At 60.2% G+C, this 20,637-nt stretch carries 19 protein-coding genes and 1 riboswitch; of the genes, 7 read left to right on the top strand and 12 right to left on the bottom strand.

Annotated elements, in window-relative coordinates:
• The first annotated feature begins 140 nt into the window (after positions 1 to 140).
• The gene (locus tag CKW32_RS12685; RefSeq protein WP_095185114.1) at positions 141 to 692 is read left to right on the top strand and encodes a cytochrome b; all 552 of its coding nucleotides are present in this window, start codon (positions 141 to 143) and stop codon (positions 690 to 692) included.
• A 32-nt stretch (positions 693 to 724) separates the two neighbouring features.
• Positions 725 to 1,303 (top strand): YceI family protein, encoded by a 579-nt coding sequence (locus tag CKW32_RS12680; protein WP_095185113.1) that lies wholly within the window; start codon positions 725 to 727, stop codon positions 1,301 to 1,303.
• Positions 1,304 to 1,397: 94 nt separating this feature from the next.
• Here CKW32_RS12680 and CKW32_RS12675 read toward each other — a convergent pair whose 3' ends face one another.
• The 5 genes from CKW32_RS12675 to ahcY all read right to left on the bottom strand — a co-directional run bounded on the left by CKW32_RS12675 (position 1,398) and on the right by ahcY (position 7,959).
• On the bottom strand, positions 1,398 to 3,284 hold the full coding sequence (locus CKW32_RS12675; RefSeq protein ID WP_095185112.1) for a DEAD/DEAH box helicase: 1,887 nt from the start codon (positions 3,282 to 3,284) through the stop codon (positions 1,398 to 1,400).
• A gap of 221 nt (positions 3,285 to 3,505) precedes the next feature.
• On the bottom strand, positions 3,506 to 4,297 hold the full coding sequence (locus tag CKW32_RS12670) for an ABC transporter substrate-binding protein (protein ID WP_032884074.1): 792 nt from the start codon (positions 4,295 to 4,297) through the stop codon (positions 3,506 to 3,508).
• Between the two features lie 63 nt (positions 4,298 to 4,360).
• Entirely contained in the window at positions 4,361 to 5,443 is a 1,083-nt protein-coding gene (locus tag CKW32_RS12665) for a hypothetical protein (protein WP_095185111.1), read from the bottom strand.
• Between the two features lie 83 nt (positions 5,444 to 5,526).
• Entirely contained in the window at positions 5,527 to 6,372 is an 846-nt protein-coding gene (gene metF / locus CKW32_RS12660) for a methylenetetrahydrofolate reductase [NAD(P)H] (RefSeq protein WP_032884515.1), read from the bottom strand.
• A 177-nt stretch (positions 6,373 to 6,549) separates the two neighbouring features.
• A complete protein-coding gene (gene ahcY / locus CKW32_RS12655; protein ID WP_032884071.1) occupies positions 6,550 to 7,959 on the bottom strand; it encodes an adenosylhomocysteinase in 1,410 nt (469 codons plus the stop codon).
• Between the two features lie 21 nt (positions 7,960 to 7,980).
• Positions 7,981 to 8,087, bottom strand: a riboswitch (S-adenosyl-L-homocysteine riboswitch).
• 198 nt (positions 8,088 to 8,285) lie between these two features.
• On the opposite strand from ahcY, the gene CKW32_RS12650 reads away from it, so the two are divergent.
• The gene (locus CKW32_RS12650) at positions 8,286 to 8,690 is read left to right on the top strand and encodes an acyl-CoA thioesterase (protein ID WP_032884068.1); all 405 of its coding nucleotides are present in this window, start codon (positions 8,286 to 8,288) and stop codon (positions 8,688 to 8,690) included.
• Between the two features lie 77 nt (positions 8,691 to 8,767).
• Positions 8,768 to 9,655 carry a formate/nitrite transporter family protein gene (locus tag CKW32_RS12645; RefSeq protein WP_032884067.1) on the top strand — a complete coding sequence of 296 codons (888 nt, stop codon included), beginning with the start codon at positions 8,768 to 8,770 and terminating at the stop codon, positions 9,653 to 9,655.
• Here CKW32_RS12645 and CKW32_RS12640 read toward each other — a convergent pair.
• Positions 9,649 to 10,908: a sodium:proton antiporter gene (locus tag CKW32_RS12640; RefSeq protein ID WP_032884066.1), complete on the bottom strand. Its 1,260-nt coding sequence runs from the start codon at positions 10,906 to 10,908 to the stop codon at positions 9,649 to 9,651. The two genes, CKW32_RS12645 and CKW32_RS12640, sit on opposite strands and share 7 nt — an antisense overlap.
• 205 nt (positions 10,909 to 11,113) lie before the next feature.
• Between CKW32_RS12640 and CKW32_RS12635 the strand changes: the two genes are divergently transcribed.
• Positions 11,114 to 11,500 (top strand): MAPEG family protein, encoded by a 387-nt coding sequence (locus tag CKW32_RS12635; protein WP_032884065.1) that lies wholly within the window; start codon positions 11,114 to 11,116, stop codon positions 11,498 to 11,500.
• A 57-nt stretch (positions 11,501 to 11,557) separates the two neighbouring features.
• Here the strand turns inward: CKW32_RS12635 and CKW32_RS12630 are convergent, their stop codons facing one another.
• Entirely contained in the window at positions 11,558 to 12,745 is a 1,188-nt protein-coding gene (locus CKW32_RS12630; protein ID WP_095185110.1) for a murein transglycosylase A, read from the bottom strand.
• Positions 12,746 to 12,873: 128 nt separating this feature from the next.
• On the opposite strand from CKW32_RS12630, the gene CKW32_RS12625 reads away from it, so the two are divergent.
• Positions 12,874 to 13,323, top strand: a complete 450-nt coding sequence (locus CKW32_RS12625; RefSeq protein WP_032884063.1) for a cytochrome c — start codon at positions 12,874 to 12,876, stop codon at positions 13,321 to 13,323.
• A 6-nt stretch (positions 13,324 to 13,329) separates the two neighbouring features.
• Here CKW32_RS12625 and CKW32_RS12620 read toward each other — a convergent pair whose 3' ends face one another.
• The 5 genes from CKW32_RS12620 to CKW32_RS12600 all read right to left on the bottom strand — a co-directional run bounded on the left by CKW32_RS12620 (position 13,330) and on the right by CKW32_RS12600 (position 18,322).
• Complete coding sequence (locus tag CKW32_RS12620; protein ID WP_095185109.1) at positions 13,330 to 13,725, bottom strand: DUF1090 domain-containing protein; 396 nt, start codon at positions 13,723 to 13,725, stop codon at positions 13,330 to 13,332.
• Between the two features lie 67 nt (positions 13,726 to 13,792).
• On the bottom strand, positions 13,793 to 15,457 hold the full coding sequence (gene ligB / locus CKW32_RS12615; protein WP_095185108.1) for an NAD-dependent DNA ligase LigB: 1,665 nt from the start codon (positions 15,455 to 15,457) through the stop codon (positions 13,793 to 13,795).
• A 95-nt stretch (positions 15,458 to 15,552) separates the two neighbouring features.
• A complete protein-coding gene (locus CKW32_RS12610; RefSeq protein ID WP_095185107.1) occupies positions 15,553 to 15,903 on the bottom strand; it encodes a hypothetical protein in 351 nt (116 codons plus the stop codon).
• A 214-nt stretch (positions 15,904 to 16,117) separates the two neighbouring features.
• Entirely contained in the window at positions 16,118 to 17,308 is a 1,191-nt protein-coding gene (metK, locus tag CKW32_RS12605) for a methionine adenosyltransferase (RefSeq protein ID WP_032884058.1), read from the bottom strand.
• 18 nt (positions 17,309 to 17,326) lie between these two features.
• Positions 17,327 to 18,322 (bottom strand): metalloregulator ArsR/SmtB family transcription factor, encoded by a 996-nt coding sequence (locus tag CKW32_RS12600; protein WP_095185106.1) that lies wholly within the window; start codon positions 18,320 to 18,322, stop codon positions 17,327 to 17,329.
• Between the two features lie 272 nt (positions 18,323 to 18,594).
• Between CKW32_RS12600 and tkt the strand changes: the two genes are divergently transcribed.
• A complete protein-coding gene (gene tkt, locus CKW32_RS12595) occupies positions 18,595 to 20,592 on the top strand; it encodes a transketolase (RefSeq protein WP_095185105.1) in 1,998 nt (665 codons plus the stop codon).
• The last annotated feature ends 45 nt before the right edge of the window (positions 20,593 to 20,637 follow it).

The following is a 20,637-nucleotide window of genomic DNA, read 5'->3' as shown; positions in this document are numbered from 1 at the left end:
AGGGATAGTCCTTAATCCTTGGTTAACTTATTGTGCATACGCTCTAGATCGTATTTCTCGATATTTCAAAGCAAAATTTTCCGCTTTAATTCGATAGGTAAATCGCTAGTCTTGGGCGCAGCTCTTACGGGATTAAGTACATGCAGCTACGTAACTCACCGGCCCGTTATGGCTGGGTCAGTATGATTTTGCACTGGGGTGTGGCCCTGGTTGTGTTCGGTCTGTTCGCCCTGGGTTTGTGGATGGTTGGGCTCGACTACTACAGCGCCTGGCGTAAAGACGCGCCGGACCTGCACAAGAGCATTGGCATCACGCTGTTCGCCATCATGCTGGTGCGTATCGTCTGGCGCCTGATCAGCCCGTCACCACCGCCGTTGGCCAGTTACAGCCGCTTGACCCGCATCGCTGCCGCGTTCGGCCACGCGTTCCTTTATCTCGGGCTGTTTGCCGTGATGATTGCCGGATACCTGATTTCCACCGCCGATGGTGTCGGTATCCCGGTGTTTGGCCTGTTTGAAATTCCTGCCGTGGTTTCCGGTCTACCGGACCAGGCAGACAACGCGGGCTTGGTGCATCTCTACCTGGCCTGGGTGCTCGTGGTTTTCGCCGGCTTGCACGGCGTGGCTGCGTTGAAACACCACTTTATCGATCGTGATGCGACCCTCACGCGAATGCTGGGGCGCAAAGCCTGATGTTCAACCTCGACTCACAAGGAATATAAAGCATGTTGAAGAAGACCCTCGCCGCTCTGGCAATCGGTACAGCGCTGCTGTCTGCAGGTCAGGTGATGGCCGCTGACTACAAAATCGACAAGGAAGGCCAACACGCCTTCATCGACTGGAAAATCAGCCACCTGGGCTACAGCTTCATCCACGGTACCTTCAAGGACTGGGACGGTACGTTCAGCTGGGATTCCGCCAAGCCTGAGGCCAGCAAAATCGCTGTCGACGTGAAAACCGCCAGCCTGTGGTCCAACCACGCTGAGCGTGACAAGCACATCGGCAGCAAGGACTTCCTGGACGTTGCCAAGTTTGCTGACGCCAAGTTTGTATCTACCGCTGTTAAATCCACCGGCGAAAAAACCGCTGACGTGACCGGCGACCTGACGTTCCACGGCGTGACCAAGCCTGTGACATTCAAGGCTACCTTCAACGGTGAAGGCAAGGATCCATGGGGCGGCGAGCGTGCGGGCTTCAACGCCACCACTACGCTGGACCTGAACGACTTTGGCATCAAAGGCCCGGGCCCGTCTTCGCAGACTGTTAACCTGGACATCTCGCTGGAAGGTGTTAAGCAGAAGTAATTTCTGCCCACAGCAGGGCTCATTCTTTTTTGTTGAGTCCAAAAAAATGCCCCGTCTCGAAAGAGGCGGGGCATTTTTTATGGAGCTTTGAAACTCAGCGGTTGCGAGTCAGCAGCGCTGGTTTTTCACCACGAGGACGGCCTGGCAGTTGATCCAACTGCTCAGGTGTCGGGAAGCGGTCAGCTTTCGACTCCTTGTGGATGATCTTCGGCGCTGGGCCACCGCGCGGGTTTTGCACGGCTGGCTCGGACGAACGAGGCTGGTCGTCACGGGCTGGGCGGCGGTTGTTGCTGCGCGAATCTTCGCGGCGGGCCTGGCCGTCACGCGGTGCACCGCTACGCGGGCCGCTGCGTTTGGCAGGCGGGGTGCCGGTGGTGCCGCCGCTGCTGTTGCGCGGACCGTTCTGGCGCGCGCCCTGTGGCTGGCCGCCACGGGGTGCGCCAGTGCCTGCGCCCTGTGCTGGGGCACCTGGACGACGGCCACGGCCTTGGGCCGGTTTGGCCTGTGGCACGTAGTCGACGCGGTTACCGAAGTTATCCACGTCGTCGTCGAGGAACTCGTCCGGGGCACGGTCGGCTGCAGCGCGCGGCGGTTGGCTCGGCTGACGCTGTTCACGGGCCGGGGTACCTTCACGAGGCTTCTGCTCGCGGGCTGGGCGTTCGCCACGGCCGTTGGTTGGCGCTTTTTCCTTGCCGCCTTTGTCTTTGCCTTTGTCGCGACGACCACCGCCACCACCGCCGCCGTTCGGGCCATCGCCCTTCGGACCGCGTGGGTTGCGTGGGTTACGCACGTCAGGACGTTCGCGCACTTCAGGCTTTTCGGCCTCTACAGCGCTGGCATCAAAGCCCATCAGGTCGCCATCGGCGATTTTCTGCTTGGTCATGCGCTCGATGCTTTTCAGCAGTTTTTCTTCGTCCGGTGCTACCAGGGAAATGGCTTCACCCGAACGACCGGCACGGCCAGTACGGCCGATACGGTGCACATAGTCTTCGTCGACGTTTGGCAGCTCGAAGTTGACCACGTGTGGCAACTGGTCGATATCCAGGCCGCGTGCGGCGATATCGGTCGCTACCAGGATGCGTACGCTGCCGGCCTTGAAGTCAGCCAGGGCTTTGGTGCGCGCGTTCTGGCTCTTGTTCCCGTGGATGGCGACGGCGGTGAGGCCGTGCTTGTCCAGGTATTCAGCCAGGCGGTTGGCGCCGTGTTTGGTACGGGTGAACACCAGCACCTGCTCCCACGCACCGTGGGTGATCAGGTGGGCCAGCAGCGAGCGCTTGTGGCTGGCGGCCAAGCGGAAGACGCGTTGCTCGATACGCTCGACCGTGGTGTTCGGCGGCGTGACTTCGATGCGCTCCGGGTTGTGCAGCAGCTTGCCGGCCAGGGCGGTGATGTCTTGGGAGAACGTTGCCGAGAACAGCAGGTTCTGACGTTTGGCCGGTAGGCGGGCGAGGACTTTTTTCACGTCATGGACAAAGCCCATGTCGAGCATGCGGTCGGCTTCGTCCAGCACGAGGATTTCCACGTGGGACAAATCGACGCTGCCTTGGCCGCACAGGTCGAGCAAGCGACCAGGGCATGCCACCAGCACGTCAACACCACGGGACATGGCCTGAACCTGTGGGTTCATGCCGACGCCGCCGAAGATGCAGGCGCTGACGAACTTCAAGTCGCGGGCATACAGCTTGAAGCTGTCGTGCACTTGGGCGGCGAGTTCGCGGGTAGGGGTCAGAACCAGTACGCGTGGTTGGCGCGGGCCGTGACGCTGGGATTTGTCCGGGTGACCGTTGGGGAACAACCGCTCCAGAATCGGGAGGGCGAAGCCGCCGGTTTTACCAGTACCTGTCTGAGCCGCAACCATCAGGTCGCGACCTTGCAACACGGCGGGAATGGCCCGCTGTTGCACCGGAGTAGGCTCGGTATAGCCCGCTGCCTCGATGGCGCGGACTAAAGCCTCGGAGAGACCGAGGGAAGCAAAGGACATGAGTAATCCTGTTTTAGTTAGGGCTTGGCCCAAAGGGATAATCTTGCCGGGCGTGAATGGCGCTTAGGGGAGCGCAATCCCGTCCGGTCCTGCTGCGTCTGGCGGGCACTCCACCGGCTCGCGCGGGCTGAAAGCTGCGCAGTAGCGGGGTTGGGTGCCTTTTTCAAGACCTCAGCGGCCGGGCGTAAGCCTGGCGGGAAGGCCGGAGTATAGCAGAGCAATCACGGTGCGCCGCTTTCCTGCTGCTCAACGGTGTGTCCGGACGCCGTAATCGCTTCGAATCCACCATATTTGGCGCTCAATGCCGTGTAGGCCGGCTCCTGTTTGAAGCGTTTGAGCTCGGCGGCAAAGCGTTGCACCAGCAGGTCCATGCCTGCGCCACGACGTACGGCGAGGTACTGCTGCTGGCGGCTGACGACAACGGGGGCCTGGCTGACCTTGCCTTCCAGGCCCAGTGTCTTGATCACGTGCTGGCCAACCCGGCGGTCGGTGATCACAAGGTCGATGCGCCCCAGCAATAATTTGCCGAAGTTGGCTTCATGGCTGGGGGCCGGCTCGCGGTTGAATAAGGTGGAGTCGCTGAAGGGTAATCCGTACAGGTAGCCTGGCGACGTGCCGACTGTGAGGCCACGCAAGTCGTCGAGGCTTTGGACCGGATGCGGACGGTCGTTGGCGTAGAACATTACGAACTCCACTTCCGACAGCGGTTCGCTGGGGTACAGCAGCAGGGCGTCGCGGTCGTGGCTGTGGAAAATATCCAGCGCGCCATCGGCATGGCCTTGATCAAGCATGGCCAGACAGCGCTTCCAGGGCAGGAACTGCCATTGCACTTCGACCCCCAGGCGCTGGAATACGATCACCGTCGTTTCGTAATCCAGCCCGTGCATGGCGCCGTCTTCTTCATACACATAAGGCGCCCAGGGCTCGGTGACAATGCGCAGTTTCTCGCCGTAAGCGGCCAGGCTCAGGCAAGTGAAAAACGCGGCGATCAACAGCTTCAGAATGACAGGCATGCCCTGAGGTTACGACGCCCGTGCGTTAAAGAGAAGCTCTGGCTTAAGCTTCTGCGGGCCGCTCTATTTTGTGGGCGAGGTCATCAGGTGTTCATAGATGGCTGCGCGTCGCTCCCCCAGAATCAGGCGCACCACGGGGTTGGCGAACCAGTGTTCGAGTTGGTGTGCGTCCACCGGGCATTTCTGGCGTTCTTCCTGGTTTTGAAGGGCTTTTTCCCACCAAACTGGGCCGCAGGCCTTGTCGAATTCATTTTCGTGCTCGTAGCAGCCGTAGAGAATCTCACGGATGAACTGCTGCTTGCGCTTGGGCAGCGCCAGGGTGATCAGTTTGTACATCAGGCGCTGCAAGCGTGGTGGGCGGGGCAGGTGGGCGGAGACCTTGCGTGTATCGGCCAGGGCCTGGGCGCAGAGAGGGGCGGCGGCATGCTTGGTTACCCACGCCTTGACCTTGGCCCGGAACAACTGCTTGCGGCTCCAATAGTGATGGATCAGGTCCGGGCACTGGCGCACGTTGAGCGTGCGGTACGCGGCTACTGACAGGCAGAACTCTTCGAGGGTGTAGGCGCCGTGAGCCATGGGGAACAGCTCATCCATCAACTCGATCGAACGGTCCAGAATGTGCGCGTCTTGCCGGGTCAAGCCCATCACGCCTGAGTTGAGCAGCCACATATCATCGTCGGCGAGGCCTTTGTCGGCCAGGTATTTGGCCAGGGCTTCATACAGTACGCTTTCGCGGTTGTCGCCATACTTGGCCTGGAAGGCGTTGCACAGCACGGTGCCCGGTGTTACGCGCTCGAACAATGCCATGGGCGAGTCGTGGAAAAATGTATCGGTGTCGATCAGCAGCGCCAGTTCCGCCGTTTCCAGCACCTGACGCAACAGCACATGTTTGGTACGGAAATGGTAGCCGTGGGGTTCGCTCCAGCGTTGTCGCGTGGCGCTGTCCAATGTGTGGACCTGTACTGGCAAGCCACGGTACGGGGCCGGGTTGTCGCTGAACACTTGGATGTCTAACGGCATATCCTGAGGCCCGCCCAGTTGGGCAACGGCACTGGCGATGCTGAATACGGCTTCCTGATGGTAGGTCTCGGCGCCGAATACCAGGTAAATCAGCTGGGGGCGAGGAGTCGGGGACGCTGTATTCATTTACTGCTGGCTTCCTTTCCGGGGACATGTAGACGAAAAAAGCCCCCGTGATAACGAGGGCCGGGAACTGCTATTAAACCGGCTTAGCGTGGCAGTTTAAGGTTGTTCCAGATAGCGAGGCTCGGCTCAGCCTGGTTCAGGGTATAGAAGTGCAACCCCGGCGCGCCACCTTGTAACAAACGTTCACACATTTCGCTGATGACCTGTTCGCCGAACGCCTGGATGCTCTTGACGTCGTCGCCATAGGCTTCCAGTTGCTTGCGCACCCAGCGTGGGATTTCGGCACCGCAGGCGTCGGAGAAACGTGCCAGCTTGCTGTAGTTGGTGATCGGCATGATGCCCGGCACGATCGGGATGTTCACACCCATGGCCCGTACGCGCTCGACGAAATAGAAGTAGCTGTCGGCGTTGAAGAAGTACTGAGTGATCGCGCTGTCGGCGCCCGCGTTTGCCTTGCGTACGAAGTTCTGCAGATCGTCTTCGAAATTGCGCGCCTGAGGATGCATCTCCGGATAAGCCGCCACTTCGATATGGAAGTGATCGCCGCTTTCTTCACGGATGAAGCTCACCAGGTCATTGGCGTAGCGCAGCTCACCGCTGGCCATGCCCATGCCGGAGGGCAAGTCGCCGCGCAGGGCGACGATGCGCTGAATGCCGGCTTGTTTGTATTGGGTCAGCAGGCCGCGCAGGTCGTCCTTGCTGTCGCCCACGCACGACAAGTGCGGCGCGGCGGGAACTTTGACTTCGCTTTCCAGCTGCAACACGGTGTTGATCGTGCGATCACGGGTCGAGCCGCCAGCGCCGTAGGTGCAGGAGAAGAAGTCGGGGTTGTAGCTTGCCAACTGTTTGGCAGTCGCCATCAGTTTTTCATGCCCAGCATCGGTCTTGGTGGGAAAGAACTCGAAGCTGTAGCGACGGTCTTGGGACATGGTCATACCCTTTGAAACTCAGAAGCCGGAGTGTGTACACCGCCAATGTGGGAGCGGGCTTGCTCGCGAATGCGGTATGTCAGTGAAGAATAAGTTGACTGAAACACCGCATTCGCGAGCAAGCCCGCTCCCACATAAAGCCCGCTCCCCTTAAGATAGAGAGCGGGCACAGGCAAATCAGTAGCGGTAAGCGTGCGGCTTGAACGGGCCTTCGACGGTCACGCCGATGTAGTCGGCCTGGGTCTTGGTCAGTTGAGTCACTACGCCGCCGAAGCCGCGGACCATTTCCAGGGCCACTTCTTCGTCGAGTTTCTTCGGCAGTACTTCCACGGTCAGGCGCTCGGCTTTCTGGGCTGGCGACAGGTCGGCGTACTTCTGGCCGAACAGGAAGATCTGGGCAAGTACCTGGTTGGCAAATGAACCATCCATGATGCGGCTCGGGTGGCCGGTTGCGTTGCCCAGGTTAACCAGACGGCCTTCGGCCAGCAGGATCAGGTAGTCATCGTTCTGCGGGTCGAAATCGCCAGCGCCGGTACGGTGAACCTTGTGTACCTGCGGCTTCACTTCTTCCCATGCCCAGTTCTTGCGCATGAAAGCGGTGTCGATCTCGTTGTCGAAGTGACCGATGTTGCAGACAACGGCGCGCTTCTTCAGGGCTTTGAGCATGTTCGCGTCGCAAACATTCACGTTACCGGTGGTGGTCACGATCAGGTCGATCTTGCCCAGCAGGGCTTTGTCGATGCTCGCTTCGGTGCCGTCATTGACGCCGTCGATGAACGGCGAAACCACTTCGAAACCGTCCATGCAGGCTTGCATGGCGCAGATCGGGTCGACTTCGGAGACCTTAACGATCATGCCTTCCTGGCGCAGGGACTGGGAAGAACCCTTACCCACGTCACCGTAGCCGATCACCAGGGCTTGTTTGCCCGACAGCAGGTGGTCGGTGCCGCGCTTGATGGCGTCGTTCAGGCTGTGACGGCAGCCGTACTTGTTGTCGTTCTTGCTCTTGGTCACCGAGTCGTTGACGTTGATGGCCGGGATCTTCAGCTCGCCCTTGGCCAGCATGTCCAGCAGGCGGTGTACGCCGGTGGTGGTTTCTTCGGTGACGCCGTGGACACGGTCCAGGATCGCCGGGTATTTCTTGTGCAGCAGCTCGGTCAGGTCGCCGCCGTCGTCGAGGATCATGTTGGCGTCCCAAGGCGCGCCATCTTTGAGGATGGTTTGCTCCAGGCACCACTCGTACTCTTCTTCGGTCTCGCCTTTCCAGGCATAAACCGCGATACCGGCAGCGGCGATAGCTGCGGCGGCCTGGTCTTGAGTCGAGAAGATATTGCAGGACGACCAGCGTACTTCGGCACCCAGGGCAACCAGGGTTTCGATCAGCACGGCAGTCTGGATGGTCATGTGGATGCAGCCGAGGATCTTCGCGCCTTTGAGTGGTTGCTCAGCGGCGTACTTGCGGCGCAGACCCATCAGGGCTGGCATTTCGGATTCGGCGATAAAGGTTTCGCGACGGCCCCAGGCAGCGAGGGACATGTCGGCGACTTTGTAGTCGGTGAAATCTGCAGGCGTGTTGACAGCGCTCATGAAGAGCCTCCATTCGTAGTGTGCGAATGGGCGCCGTTGTGCGTTTAGTATCAGGCCAGGGGAATCAGGCCGGACAACGCCCCATCCGAGCCTGACAGGCCTAGCCTGCTGCAGCGCCCCTCGGACAGGTGGCGGGAGAACGGTATCAATCGAAGATGACCGTTTTGAAACGGGGGCGATTATAGCCGTGTGCGCCAGACTTCCCAAGCCTTTCTGTCGGCGGCATGAAGATCGTTCATGGGCTTGATAGGCAATGGCTCATAGAGCTTGGGCCTGGGCTCTGCCATGATGTCGCCCATCATTCGGCAAGACGCTTTGGAGTGACCATGAACTTCCACACCCGCAAATGGGTAAAACCTGAAGACCTCAACCCCAACGGCACCCTGTTCGGTGGCAGCCTGCTGCGCTGGATCGACGAAGAAGCAGCCATCTACGCCATTGTCCAACTGGGCAACCAACGGGTGGTGACCAAGTACATCTCCGAAATCAACTTCGTCAGTGCCTCGCGCCAGGGCGACATCATCGAACTGGGCATCACCGCCACCGAGTTCGGCCGCACCTCCATCACCTTGACCTGTGAAGTGCGCAACAAGATCACCCGCAAGAGCATCCTCACGGTTGAGAAAATGGTCTTCGTCAACCTCGGCGAAGACGGATTGCCGGCGCCTCACGGGCGTACCGAGATCAAGTACGTCAAAGACCAGTTCCAGGACGACGGCGTCAGCGAATAATCCTGCGTCGGACCAGTGAACGCTATTGATCGGCCATAGGTCGTACCTGAACACCGCCCCCCCGTTCAGGTATCGCCATGGCCACGCAACAAGACGGCAAGACCCCCAACTTATCCCAGGAAGAGCAACAGGACGTCGACGACAACCAGCCGCCCCGCGCTGCGGTCCTGCATGAAATTATCCGCACCCAGGGAGATCAGGAGCTGGAGCGCAGTGTTGCCGCTTTGTGGTGGTCGGCACTGGCGGCCGGACTGACCATGGGCCTGTCGCTGATGGCCATGGGATTGCTCAATTCACGTCTTCCCGAGGGTGAAGCCTTCAAGGTGATTGCCAGCTTCGGCTACTGCGCGGGCTTCCTCGCGGTAATCCTTGCGCGGCAGCAACTGTTCACCGAAAACACCCTGACCGCGGTGCTGCCGGTGATGAGCAAGCCGACCTTTGGCAATGCCGGGCGCCTGTTACGGCTGTGGTCGGTGGTGCTGGTGGGTAATCTTTGCGGCACCCTGTTGGTGGCGTATGTGATGCTGCACTTGCCGATCTTCGACACAAAGACCGACCAGGCCTTCCTGGAAATCGGGCGCAAGATCATGGAGAACGACACCGGCCAGATGTTTGCCAAAGGCATCGTCTCCGGCTGGATGATCGCCACCATGGTGTGGATGATCCCGTCGATGGAAAGCGCCAAGATGTGGATCATCATCCTGATCACCTACCTGATGGCGCTGGGGGATTTCACCCATATCGTGGTGGGGTCTGCGGAAGTGTCTTATCTGGTATTCGCCGGAGAGTTGCCGTGGAAGGATTTCTGGCTGGTGTTTGCCGGCCCGACTCTGGCCGGCAACATCATCGGTGGCAGCTTTATCTTTGCCTTGATCAGCCATGCGCAGATTCGCAGTGAAGGCAGCTTGCCGGGTAAGAAGGCTGCGGACCCAAGGCATCCGCAACCTATCGACAAGGATCAGTGAGCGTCAGGCGTGGCCTGGGGGTCGTCCCGGGTCACGCGTTTGACCAGTTTGCCGATGCTCAAACCCTGCAGCAGGATCGACGACAGCACCACGATGTAGGTGATGCTCAGCAGCAGATCGCGCTCCGGCCCCAGTGGCAGGGCCAGCGCCAGTGCCACCGAAACCCCGCCGCGCAAGCCGCCCCAGGTGAGGATACGGATGGTGCCGCGCGGCACGGTACGCCAGCGGCGCAGCAGCAGGATCGCCGGGGCCACAGTTAGCAGGCGTGAGAGCAGGATCGCCACTGCCAGCAAACTGGCCGCGAATACGTGCAGCCAATTGAACGGCAACAGCAGCAATTCCATGCCGATCAGCGCAAACAGCAGAGCGTTGAGCATGTCGTCGAGCAATTCCCAGAAACCGTCCAGGTAGCGACGGGTCATGTCGTTCATCGCCAGCTTGCGCCCGAGGTTACCGATGATCAGCCCGGCCACCACCATCGCAATCGGGGCGGAGACGTGCAGCTCGGTGGCCATCGCTGAGCCGCCGATCACCAGGGCGAGGGTCAGCATGACTTCGATCTGGTGCTGTTCGATGCTCTTGATCATCAGGTAGACCAGATAGCCGATCAGCCCCCCGAACGCCACGCCGCCAACGGCTTCATGGACAAACAACATGGCTGTGGCGCCCACGGTAGGCGTCTCGCCCAATTGTGCGATGCCCAGCAGCACGGTAAATACCACCACCGCTGTACCGTCGTTGAACAGCGACTCGCCGACGATGGTGGTTTTCAGCGGTTTCGACGCATTGGCGGTTCGCAATACACCGAGTACCGCAATCGGGTCCGTGGGCGAGATGAGTGCGCCGAACAGCAAGCAGTAGAGGAAGCTCACGTGCCAGCCGAACAGGGCAAAAATGTAGTACGCCAGACTGCCGATCACTACGGTGGCGATCAACACGCCGAAGGTTGCCAGCAGGCCGATGGGCCAGCGGTAGCTGCGCAGATCGTTGAGGTTGACGTGCAAAGCGCCGGCGAACAGCAGGAATGACAGCATCCAGTTCATCAGCAAGTCGCCGAAGTCGATCTGGCCGATCAGTTGCTGGATACGCTCCTCAAGGCCTGGGTAGCCGAGCACGCTCAAGCCTTGCAGGATCAGGGAAAACAGCAGGGCCGTGACCATCACACCGATGGTGGGCGGCAGTCCGATAAAACGGAAGTTCACATAGGTGAGCAGGGTGGTGAGGCAAATGAAGGCGGCGACAAGTTCAAGCATCCGGGGTCCTTGGAGTGGGAAAGATCAGTCATGAGTGGGTGGATGGACCGCCGCAGCGGCCTGAGGTTGCAGGCAGGGCGCAAAACACCGGTAGAACCTTTTGGCGTGTGGCGGCTCATAGCGGTGGGTGCGGCTTGCCAGAATTGGTGCTAAAACTCTAATTTCTGTTTCAAATTAAAAATAGAAAACTAAAAAGGAATCAGTGATGACGGTAGCTTTCTGGTGTGTGTTGATCGCAATTTTCTTGCCTTACCTGTGCACAGGGTTGGCCAAGTTCAGTCAGGGCAAGTTCGGGCCTCGGCAGAACCATGACCCTCGCGCTTTTCTGGAGACTCTCGATGGGTTCGCTCGGCGCGCCCACAACGCCCAGCTCAACAGCTTTGAAGTTACCCCGGCATTTGCAGCGGCGGTGATTATCGCGCACCTGGCGGGTACGGCCGAACTGGTGACCATCAATGTACTGGCCGTGCTGTTTATCACCAGCCGCCTCTTGTACATCATTTGCTACGTGGCCGACTGGGCGATCCTGCGTTCACTGGTATGGTTCGTGGGCATGGCGTTGATTGCGAGTTTCTTCTTTGTCTCGATCTGAGCCGTGACGCAGATCCATTTGTGAGGGGCGGCAAGTCCAACCGCCCCCACAGTTGATCTAGAGTATCTCCGGCACCTGCGGCAACGCTGCGCCCTTGGGCCATAGCATCCAGATTTGCCCTTGCTGCTTCATGTTCCCCGCCAGCTCACCTGCCGCATCGCCGGTGCCCCAGAACAAATCCGCACGCACCTCACCGGTAATTGCACCGCCGGTGTCCTGGGCCGCGACCGGTCGAACGATCGGCGAACCATCGGGCTTTGTCGTCGACAGCCACAGCAGGCTGCCCAGCGGGATGACTTTGCGATCCACCGCCACGCTGTAGCCGGCGGTCAACGGCACGTTCAGCGAGCCACGTGGGCCTTCGTTGCTGTCGGGGCGAGCACTGAAGAACACGTAGCTGGGGTTACTCGCCAGCAGTTCCGGGATTCGTTCCGGGTGCGCCTTCGCCCAGGCGCTGATGGCGCCCATGGTCACGTCTTCTTTTTTCAACTCGCCTTGCTCCACCAGCCAGCGGCCGATAGGGCGGTAGGGATAGCCGTTCTGGTCGCCGTAACCGACGCGCAGTTGGCGCCCGTCTTTCAATTGAATGCGGCCTGAACCCTGGATTTGCAGAAATTGCAGGTCCATCGGGTTGGTCAGCCAGGCGATCGGCTTAGCTGTGGAGCCTTGGCCGTTGATGGCGCTGGCATCGTCATAAGGCTTGAGCACGCGACCTTCAAGACGACCGCGCAGGCGCTTGCCTTTCAGTTCAGGATAAATGCTTTCCAGGTTGACGATGATCAGGTCATCCGGCACGCCATACACCGGCACGTGGGCGGTGGCAGTCTTGGTCAGGCTGCCGGGGTAGACCGGTTCGTAGTAGCCGGTGATTAAACCGTTAGGGGTGTTATCGGACGAGCGCAAGCCGAACACATCCAGACGCTCCTTGAGAAAGCCTCGCACCGCCACAGCATTGCCCGGCACGCTGGCCGCTGCCGCGCAGGTCGCGCCCCATACAGGGTCGGCCTTCAGGCGTTGGCAAGCACTGCGCCATGACTCAAAGCCGGCCAGCAGGTCGCTGTCGGACACCGCCGGCAGTGCTTCCCAAGGTGCGTTTACATAGGTGGCGACGGCGTGGGGTTTGGCAACTTCATCTTTGGCCGTGTCTTTGCCGGTGTCCTTGCCCGCGTCGCAGCCGGCCAGCAGCGCAATCATCGGCAGAGCCCATGCCAGGCGGCGGCTCCAGGGTTTCAATGTGAGACTCATACATGTAATTCCTGAAACGGTTGCCCGCGCCGTAGCGCCGTTGGGCAACCCTTATTATTAATAGGGCTATTGGTCTTTGCGGGTGGGGCGAGGATACTGGCCGCCGTTTCCCGTGACCCTGAGCCACCATGACTTTTAAAAAATTGACGGTTGTATTGTTGGCCTGCCTGGCAGTGTCTGCCTGCGGCGGTGTCGATCCGAATTCGCCCTTGGGCCAGCGCAAGGCGATCTTCAAGCAGATGCTCAAGACCGGCGAAGACCTGGGCGGCATGTTGCGCGGACGCATTGCGTTCGACGGCGCGAAATTCGCTGAGGGCGCGGTCAAGCTCGATGCGTTGTCCCATGAACCTTGGAAACACTTTCCGAGCGTGCGCGAGGAAGATCACACCAGCGCCAAGGATGACGTGTGGCAAAAACAAGCGCAATTCCAGCAGTTGGCCCGCGACCTGGAGGCGGCCACCGGTGAATTGGTGATCGCCAGCCAAGTGCAGCCCTACAAGGCCAGTAACCTTTCCCCTGCCGTACAGAAAGTCGAAGATGCCTGCAGTGCCTGCCATAAACAGTTTCGGGACCACTGACCGGTTTTACTGGTCAAGTTCTTCCACGGCGTCCTGCAGTTCCTTGCGGGACTCGGCAAGTTTGTCCTTACGCTTGTTGATCTTCTCCGCGTCGCCCTTTTTCATTGCCTTGTCGAGGTCCGCCTGACGGCGGCTGACGTCGTGCTTGGCGTCAAGCACCTTGTTTTCCCGCTCCTTCCTCAGCGAGGCGTCGGTGCAATTGGCGGTGACTTCGCTCAGGGCTTTTTCCAGGCCGGCTTGTTGGTCGCTGTTGCCATGGGCCTTGGCTTGTTCGATCTGGGTACTGATGGCTTGGCGCTTAGCGGCGCAGCCGGTGAGTTGGGTGGCTTCTTCGGCGGCCAGCAGCGGCGTGGCCATGAAGCTTGCGACGGTCAGCAGGGCAAAAGGGGCGAGGAATTTCATGTGGGGCTCCAGATTCGCAAAGGGCAGGGTGAATTCTGCGGTGGTTTAAAGGTGGCTGGGGGCGCGTTCAAAACCCGTCTATTCCGGCCACACGTAATGTTTCAGCTAAGGACTGTACCTGCGGGTCGCGAAAAAAAGCGCTCAGTTGCGCTGCACGAGCCGGACCTATGCCATCGATCTCCAACCAGGCCTGGGTGTCTCTGGCAACCAGTGTCTGCCAGTTTCCTTCCAGGTTGCTGCGGGCCGCAGGCGGCACACCCAAGGCTTTTAGCCATTGTGCAAAGGGTCGTTGCCGAGCGCTGTGAAGGCTGTCGAGCAGTCGGGTGCGGCTGCGCTCACCCAAGCCATCAATGTTAGCAAGCTCTGCCGCATCCAGGGTTAACCAATCGAGAAAGCCTGCGATTAGACCGGCCTGGATCAATACGTTCCACGTCTCGCGCCCCATGTGCGGTAACGCCAGGCCCTGGTTGCTACTCAGCCAGGTCAGGCGTGCGAGCAACTGTTCTTCGCAGCCTGGGTCCAGTTGCCAGCAACTCAGGGCGTGAAAGTCTCGCGGGTCGGGCACTGGCAGGTCGATCCGCGTGGGATTGCGCAGGATCACGTGGTCCAACCGAGGGATCACCTGGCCCGCCAGGCTGATGGATACTTGGTCGCCAGGGCGAATATCCAGCGCTTGCCAGTGTTTCAAGGAGCCGACGCTGACACGGCGGATCTGTCGGTCGTCCAGCCGCACCGGCTCCAACTCCAGAATGGGGGTGATGCGCCCCGTGCGGCCGATCTTGAACTGCACCTTGCGTACCAGAGCCAGCGCCTTGGAAGTCGGGTACTTCCAGGCGACCGCCCAATAGGGGGCGCTGACTTGCCAGCGCTTGCCGGGCGCTCGTGATGCTTGGTGCAGCACCACTCCATCACTGGCGAAGGGCAGTGAGTGGTTGTACCAATACATGCGCCAGTGCGCGGCTTCGGTGAGAGTTCGGATGGGCTGGCTGTAACGCAGGCTGTCGGTGAAACCCCATCGTGCCAGGGTGGCCAGGCGCTCGGTAAATACGCTTGGGCCGTCCGGCCAGGCCCAGACAAACAGGCCTATACCAGCGGCGTCGGCGTCACTCAGCTGTCGACGGTTCATCAGGCCAGCCACCTTGCTGCGGGCATTGAGCCCACCAGTGGTCGATTGCACGTGGTCGTCCAAGCGCCAATAGAGCTCGCCTTGCAGTACCACGTCGATAGGCTCCGGCAGTTGCTGGACAATGCCGGGGATCCTGCGGGCGGAAGCGGACCAGTCCTGACCAAGTGCGCCATCGCCGCGGCTGATCACTTGCTCCAACCGGCCCTGACGATACACCAGCGTCACTGCAACCCCGTCGACCTTGGGTTGAATCCACACGTCTTGTCGGCTATCGAGCCAGGCAGCGACGGCCTGTTCATCCAGCAGTTTTTCCAGGCCAGTATGAGCAACGGGATGCCGGAAGGTGCCCCGAGCGCCGGCCAGCGGGTTGTCAGGTTTTGCGAGGGTTTGAGGGAAGCACTGGCGCCAATGGGCTAGGCGCTGGCGGGCTTGGTCGTAGAGTTCATCGTGGACGGGTGATTGGCCGAGGCGGTGGTAGCTGTCGTCCCACAGACGGACCTGTTCGGCCAGGGTGTCGACCTGGGTTCTGGCCTCATCGGTACAGGCTTCGGCCCATGCCAAAAAGGGCAGCGCGCTGAGTGACAGAGCAATCAGTAAACGCATCATGAGCATCCTTGCTCGGAAAGGGTGCCCAGCCTAAATGAACCTCCCGGCCACAAAAAAGCCCCGACAGTGCGGGGCTTTTTACCGGGTGTTTCTGCTTACTTGAACAAACCGCCCAAGGCTTTCACGGCATCCGGCTTGTCAGCCTTGGCTTCCTGGGTTTGCTGCTTGGCATCGGCTTTGGCCTGGGCTTCAGACAGTTTGTCACAACCTTTGTTGATCTGGTCTTGCGCCGCTTTGAAGGCCTTCACTTTGAAGGCGTCTTTGCTGGCTTCGGCCGCATCGATTTTGGTTTGCAGGTCTGCGGCTTGCTTCTGGCAGTCGCCGGAGTTACCGCCACCCAACTGGGAGCTCAGGGCGCCACTCAGTGCGCTCAGGTCGGCGGCGTGGGCCGGCAGGGCGAACAGGCTGAGCAGAAGGGCAGCAGGGGCGAGCGTGGAGATGCGCATGAAAAACCTCAATGTTCGATTGCCTGCGCGCGTGTCTATCCCGGGCTGGCGCAGGGCAATATCCAAATAAGGTAGAGGGCCCGAGAGGGCGCGGATTCTAGAGGGCCATCATTGGGCCTGCAAGGTTTGGATCCAAAAAATGTGAAGGTGATCGCGCAGGCAATAAAAAACCCTGCCGGGCGAACCCGGCAGGGCTTTTGGGTGCAACGCGTACTTACAGGCCGGCGGCGGTGCGCAGGTCGTTGGCGCGGTCGGTTTTTTCCCACGTGAAGGTGGTGAAGGTATCGTCGCCGACGGTCTTCTGCTCCGGGGTGCGGCCGAAGTGGCCGTAGGCTGCGGTTTCCTGGTACATCGGGTGCAGCAGGTCGAGCATGGTGGTGATCGCGTAAGGGCGCAGGTCGAAGATCTCACGCACCAGCTTAACGATCTTGTCGTCGCTGATCTTGCCGGTACCGAAGGTATTCAGCGAGATCGACGTAGGCTGGGCCACACCAATGGCGTAGGACACCTGGATCTCGCAACGCTCGGCCAAGCCGGCAGCAACGATGTTCTTGGCCACATAACGACCTGCGTAAGCGGCCGAACGGTCAACCTTGGACGGATCTTTACCGGAGAACGCGCCGCCGCCGTGACGAGCCATGCCGCCGTAGCTGTCGACGATGATCTTGCGACCGGTCAGGCCACAGTCGCCCACCGGGCCACCGATGATGAACTGGCCAGTCGGGTTGATGTGGAACTGGGTGTCTTTGCTCAGCAGCTCGGCCGGCAGTACGTGCTTGACGATCAGCTCCATCACGCCTTCACGCAGGTCGGCGTAGGACACGTCCGGGTTGTGCTGGGTCGACAATACGACAGCGTCGATACCGACGACTTTGCCGCCTTCATAGCGGCAGGTCACCTGGGACTTGGCGTCCGGGCGCAGCCATGGCAGCAGGCCGGATTTGCGGGCTTCGGCCTGGCGCTGTACCAACTGGTGCGAGAAAGTGATCGGTGCAGGCATCAGCACGTCGGTTTCGTTGCTGGCATAGCCGAACATCAGGCCCTGGTCGCCGGCACCCTGGTCTTCCGGCTTGGCACGGTCGACACCCTGGTTGATGTCTGGGGACTGCTTGCCGATGATGTTCATCACGCCGCAGGTCGCGCCGTCGAAGCCGACGTCGGAGCTGGTGTAGCCGATGTCGGTGATCACGTCACGGACGATCTGCTCCAGGTCAACCCAGGCGGTGGTGGTCACTTCGCCAGCGATGATCGCTACACCGGTTTTCACCAGAGTCTCGCACGCCACACGGGCGAACTTGTCTTCAGCAATGATGGCGTCCAGCACCGCATCAGAAATCTGGTCGGCGATTTTGTCCGGATGCCCTTCAGACACGGACTCGGAGGTGAAAAGGGAGTATTCGCTCATCTCGATGTTTTCCTGATATTACCGATGGTGAGTGTCGCCAGCCGGTCGCTGAAAATGGCGAACCTGGATCTGGAAACCATTACGTAAGCCTACATAGAGGCTTTCCCCGGGAACGAGCCCCGCAGCGGTGGCCCAACGGGCCAGATCGTCCTGTTCAAAACCCAACCAGAGATCACCGCAGGCCTCCCTGGCCCAATTCTGGTTGTGGCTGCATAAATCCGTAACCAACAGGCTACCGCCGGGGTGCAGCAACCCGGCCATTTGCTTTAACGCGTCGGCGGGGGCGGCGAAATGGTGCAAGACCATGTTCAGCACCACGCAGTCGGCTTTGATCTGTGTGCCGCTCAAGGCGTCAGCCAGTTGCAGGGTCACATTGCGCAGCGATTCACGCTCGCACAACTGGCGCGCCAGTTCGAGCATCGCCGGGCTGTTGTCCAGCGCGGTTACTTGATGAAAGCGGCGCGCCAACTCCGGCAGAAAACCGCCGTCCCCAGGCCCGACTTCCAACGCGGTCGCCTCATCACTGAAGCTCAGCTTGTCCAATAGCGCCAGCACGCTGTCGCGGTACTGCGGCAGACCGGCGATCAAGTCTTGCTGCGCGCGAAACTTCTCGGCCACCCGTGCGAAAAAATCCTGACTCGCCGCTGCGCGTTGCCCGTGAACCTGACCGATACGCGACTGTACGTCGGTTGGCAGGCTCAGGTTGTCGACTTCTTCGAGCAGGGCGGCGTGCAGCTTGCCGCCGAGCAGGTCGGTGTGGGGCAGGGCGCGGCGGTAAAAAATTGCATTGCCTTCGCGGCGTGTGGCCACTAGGTCGGCCTGGGACAGCACCTTCAAATGGTGGCTCATGCCGGACTGGCCGATGGCGAAGATCTGCGCCAGTTCCAGTACGCCGAAGGAATCGTTTGCCAGTGCGCGCAAGACGTTCAGACGCAACGGGTCGCCAGCGGCCTTGCACAAGGCTGCCAGTTCATCGCCGTCGTCGGGACGCAGTGAGGGCACGGGTAGATTCATAAGGGCAGCAGTCTAGTGACGGGTGGATATCCTCGCAAGGTCAATATCAAAAAGTTTTGATATTGATCGATAAGTGGCGGTTATAAGCAGCCGCTATAACTTTTAGACGAACAAGTAGGCGGTCAATGCAGGCGATTGCCGCGCAAAGCACAGGAAAAACAGCCACAAGTGACTATCTGTCATTGCCCGCAGGCGGTGGCTGAGGGAAAATGCCGGTCCTTTTTTCCGTTTCTTTTAATCATTCACTCTTCAAAATCCTCAGGAGAACAGCGATGCCCAGCCGTCGTGAGCGTGCCAACGCCATTCGTGCCCTCAGCATGGATGCCGTGCAAAAAGCCAACAGCGGCCATCCCGGTGCCCCGATGGGCATGGCGGATATCGCCGAGGTACTTTGGCGTGATTACCTGAAACACAACCCGAGCAACCCGTCCTTCGCCGACCGTGACCGCTTCGTGCTGTCCAACGGCCACGGCTCGATGCTGATCTACTCGCTGCTGCACCTGACCGGCTACGACGTCACCATTGATGACCTCAAGAGCTTCCGCCAGCTGCATAGCCGTACTCCGGGTCACCCTGAGTTCGGCTACACCCCAGGCGTCGAGACCACCACCGGTCCCCTGGGCCAAGGCCTGGCCAACGCTGTAGGTTTCGCACTGGCTGAAAAAGTCCTGGGCGCGCAATTCAACCGTCCTGGCCACGACATCGTCGATCACCACACCTACGTGTTCCTGGGTGATGGCTGCATGATGGAAGGCATTTCCCACGAAGTCGCTTCGCTGGCCGGCACGCTGGGCCTGGGCAAGCTGATCGCCTTCTACGATGACAACGGCATCTCCATCGACGGCGAAGTCGAAGGCTGGTTCACCGACGACACCCCTAAGCGTTTCGAAGCCTACAACTGGCAGGTGATCCGCAATGTCGACGGCCACGATCCGGAAGAGATCAAGACTGCCATCGACACCGCTCGCAAGAGCGCGCAGCCGACCCTGATCTGCTGCAAGACCACCATCGGCTTCGGTTCGCCGAACAAGCAAGGTAAAGAAGACTGCCACGGCGCCCCACTGGGTGACGCGGAAATCGCCTTGACCCGTGAAGCGCTGAAGTGGAACCACGGCCCGTTCGAAATTCCGGCCGACATCTACGCCGAATGGAACGCCAAGGAAAAAGGCCTGGCGGCCGAAGCCGAGTGGGACCAGCGTTTTGCTGCCTACTCAGCCGAATTCCCAGAGCTGGCCAATGAGCTGGTTCGCCGCCTCGCTGGCGACCTGCCTGCCGACTTCTCGGAAAAAGCCTCGGCCTACATCGCCGAAGTCGCGGCCAAGGGCGAGACCATCGCCAGCCGTAAAGCCAGCCAGAACACCCTGAACGCCTTTGGCCCACTGCTGCCTGAGTTCCTCGGCGGTTCGGCTGACCTGGCCGGTTCCAACCTGACCCTGTGGAAAGGTTGCAAAGGTGTCTCGGCCGAAGACGCCAGCGGCAACTACATGTACTACGGCGTGCGCGAGTTCGGCATGAGCGCCATCATGAACGGCGTGTCCCTGCACGGCGGCCTGGTGCCTTACGGCGCAACCTTCCTGATGTTCATGGAATACGCGCGCAACGCGGTACGTATGGCTGCGCTGATGAAGAAGCGTGTGATCCATGTCTACACCCACGACTCCATCGGTCTGGGCGAAGACGGCCCGACGCACCAGCCGGTCGAGCAACTGACCAGCCTGCGCACCACGCCGAACCTGGATTGCTGGCGCCCAGCCGACGCGGTGGAATCCGCCGTGGCATGGAAGCACGCCATCGAGCGTAAAGACGGCCCTTCGGCGCTGATCTTCTCCCGTCAGAACCTGCAGCACCAAGTGCGTACCGACGCACAGATCGCCGACATCAGCCGTGGCGGCTACGTGCTCAAAGACTGCGTGGGTGAGCCGGAGCTGATCCTGATCTCCACCGGTTCCGAAGTGGGCCTGACCGTTCAGGCCTACGACAAGCTGACTGCCCAAGGCCGTAACGTGCGCGTTGTGTCCATGCCGTGCACCAGCGTGTTCGAAGCCCAGGATGCCGGCTACAAGCAATCGGTCCTGCCGTTGCAGGTCAGCGCGCGTATCGCCATCGAAGCGGCTCACGCCGACTACTGGTACAAGTACGTGGGCCTGGAAGGTCGCGTGATCGGCATGACCACCTACGGTGAGTCGGCGCCGGCTCCAGCCTTGTTCGAAGAGTTCGGTTTCACCCTGGAAAACATCCTGGGTCAGGCTGAAGAGCTGCTGGAAGACTAAGTCAGTCTGCGTTGTCTGAACTGGCGCTATCGCGGGCAAGCCCGC

Origin of the sequence: Pseudomonas sp. Irchel 3H9, from assembly GCF_900187495.1 — a bacterium.
Lineage (GTDB): Bacteria > Pseudomonadota > Gammaproteobacteria > Pseudomonadales > Pseudomonadaceae > Aquipseudomonas > Aquipseudomonas sivasensis.
The sequence above is the reverse complement of the archived record's forward strand: the minus strand, read 5'-3'. Positions and strand labels throughout refer to the sequence as shown.

Bases quoted from the DNA above. Each gene is read 5' to 3' on its own strand.
- CKW32_RS12685 (WP_095185114.1), top strand. From the start codon at position 141: ATGCAGCTACGTAACTCACCGGCCCGTTATGGCTGGGTCAGTATGATT.
- CKW32_RS12680 (WP_095185113.1), top strand. From the start codon at position 725: ATGTTGAAGAAGACCCTCGCCGCTCTGGCAATCGGTACAGCGCTGCTG.
- CKW32_RS12675 (WP_095185112.1), bottom strand. From the start codon at position 3,284: ATGTCCTTTGCTTCCCTCGGTCTCTCCGAGGCTTTAGTCCGCGCCATC.
- CKW32_RS12670 (WP_032884074.1), bottom strand. From the start codon at position 4,297: ATGCCTGTCATTCTGAAGCTGTTGATCGCCGCGTTTTTCACTTGCCTG.
- CKW32_RS12665 (WP_095185111.1), bottom strand. From the start codon at position 5,443: ATGAATACAGCGTCCCCGACTCCTCGCCCCCAGCTGATTTACCTGGTA.
- metF (WP_032884515.1), bottom strand. From the start codon at position 6,372: ATGTCCCAAGACCGTCGCTACAGCTTCGAGTTCTTTCCCACCAAGACC.
- ahcY (WP_032884071.1), bottom strand. From the start codon at position 7,959: ATGAGCGCTGTCAACACGCCTGCAGATTTCACCGACTACAAAGTCGCC.
- CKW32_RS12650 (WP_032884068.1), top strand. From the start codon at position 8,286: ATGAACTTCCACACCCGCAAATGGGTAAAACCTGAAGACCTCAACCCC.
- CKW32_RS12645 (WP_032884067.1), top strand. From the start codon at position 8,768: ATGGCCACGCAACAAGACGGCAAGACCCCCAACTTATCCCAGGAAGAG.
- CKW32_RS12640 (WP_032884066.1), bottom strand. From the start codon at position 10,908: ATGCTTGAACTTGTCGCCGCCTTCATTTGCCTCACCACCCTGCTCACC.
- CKW32_RS12635 (WP_032884065.1), top strand. From the start codon at position 11,114: ATGACGGTAGCTTTCTGGTGTGTGTTGATCGCAATTTTCTTGCCTTAC.
- CKW32_RS12630 (WP_095185110.1), bottom strand. From the start codon at position 12,745: ATGAGTCTCACATTGAAACCCTGGAGCCGCCGCCTGGCATGGGCTCTG.
- CKW32_RS12625 (WP_032884063.1), top strand. From the start codon at position 12,874: ATGACTTTTAAAAAATTGACGGTTGTATTGTTGGCCTGCCTGGCAGTG.
- CKW32_RS12620 (WP_095185109.1), bottom strand. From the start codon at position 13,725: ATGAAATTCCTCGCCCCTTTTGCCCTGCTGACCGTCGCAAGCTTCATG.
- ligB (WP_095185108.1), bottom strand. From the start codon at position 15,457: ATGATGCGTTTACTGATTGCTCTGTCACTCAGCGCGCTGCCCTTTTTG.
- CKW32_RS12610 (WP_095185107.1), bottom strand. From the start codon at position 15,903: ATGCGCATCTCCACGCTCGCCCCTGCTGCCCTTCTGCTCAGCCTGTTC.
- metK (WP_032884058.1), bottom strand. From the start codon at position 17,308: ATGAGCGAATACTCCCTTTTCACCTCCGAGTCCGTGTCTGAAGGGCAT.
- CKW32_RS12600 (WP_095185106.1), bottom strand. From the start codon at position 18,322: ATGAATCTACCCGTGCCCTCACTGCGTCCCGACGACGGCGATGAACTG.
- tkt (WP_095185105.1), top strand. From the start codon at position 18,595: ATGCCCAGCCGTCGTGAGCGTGCCAACGCCATTCGTGCCCTCAGCATG.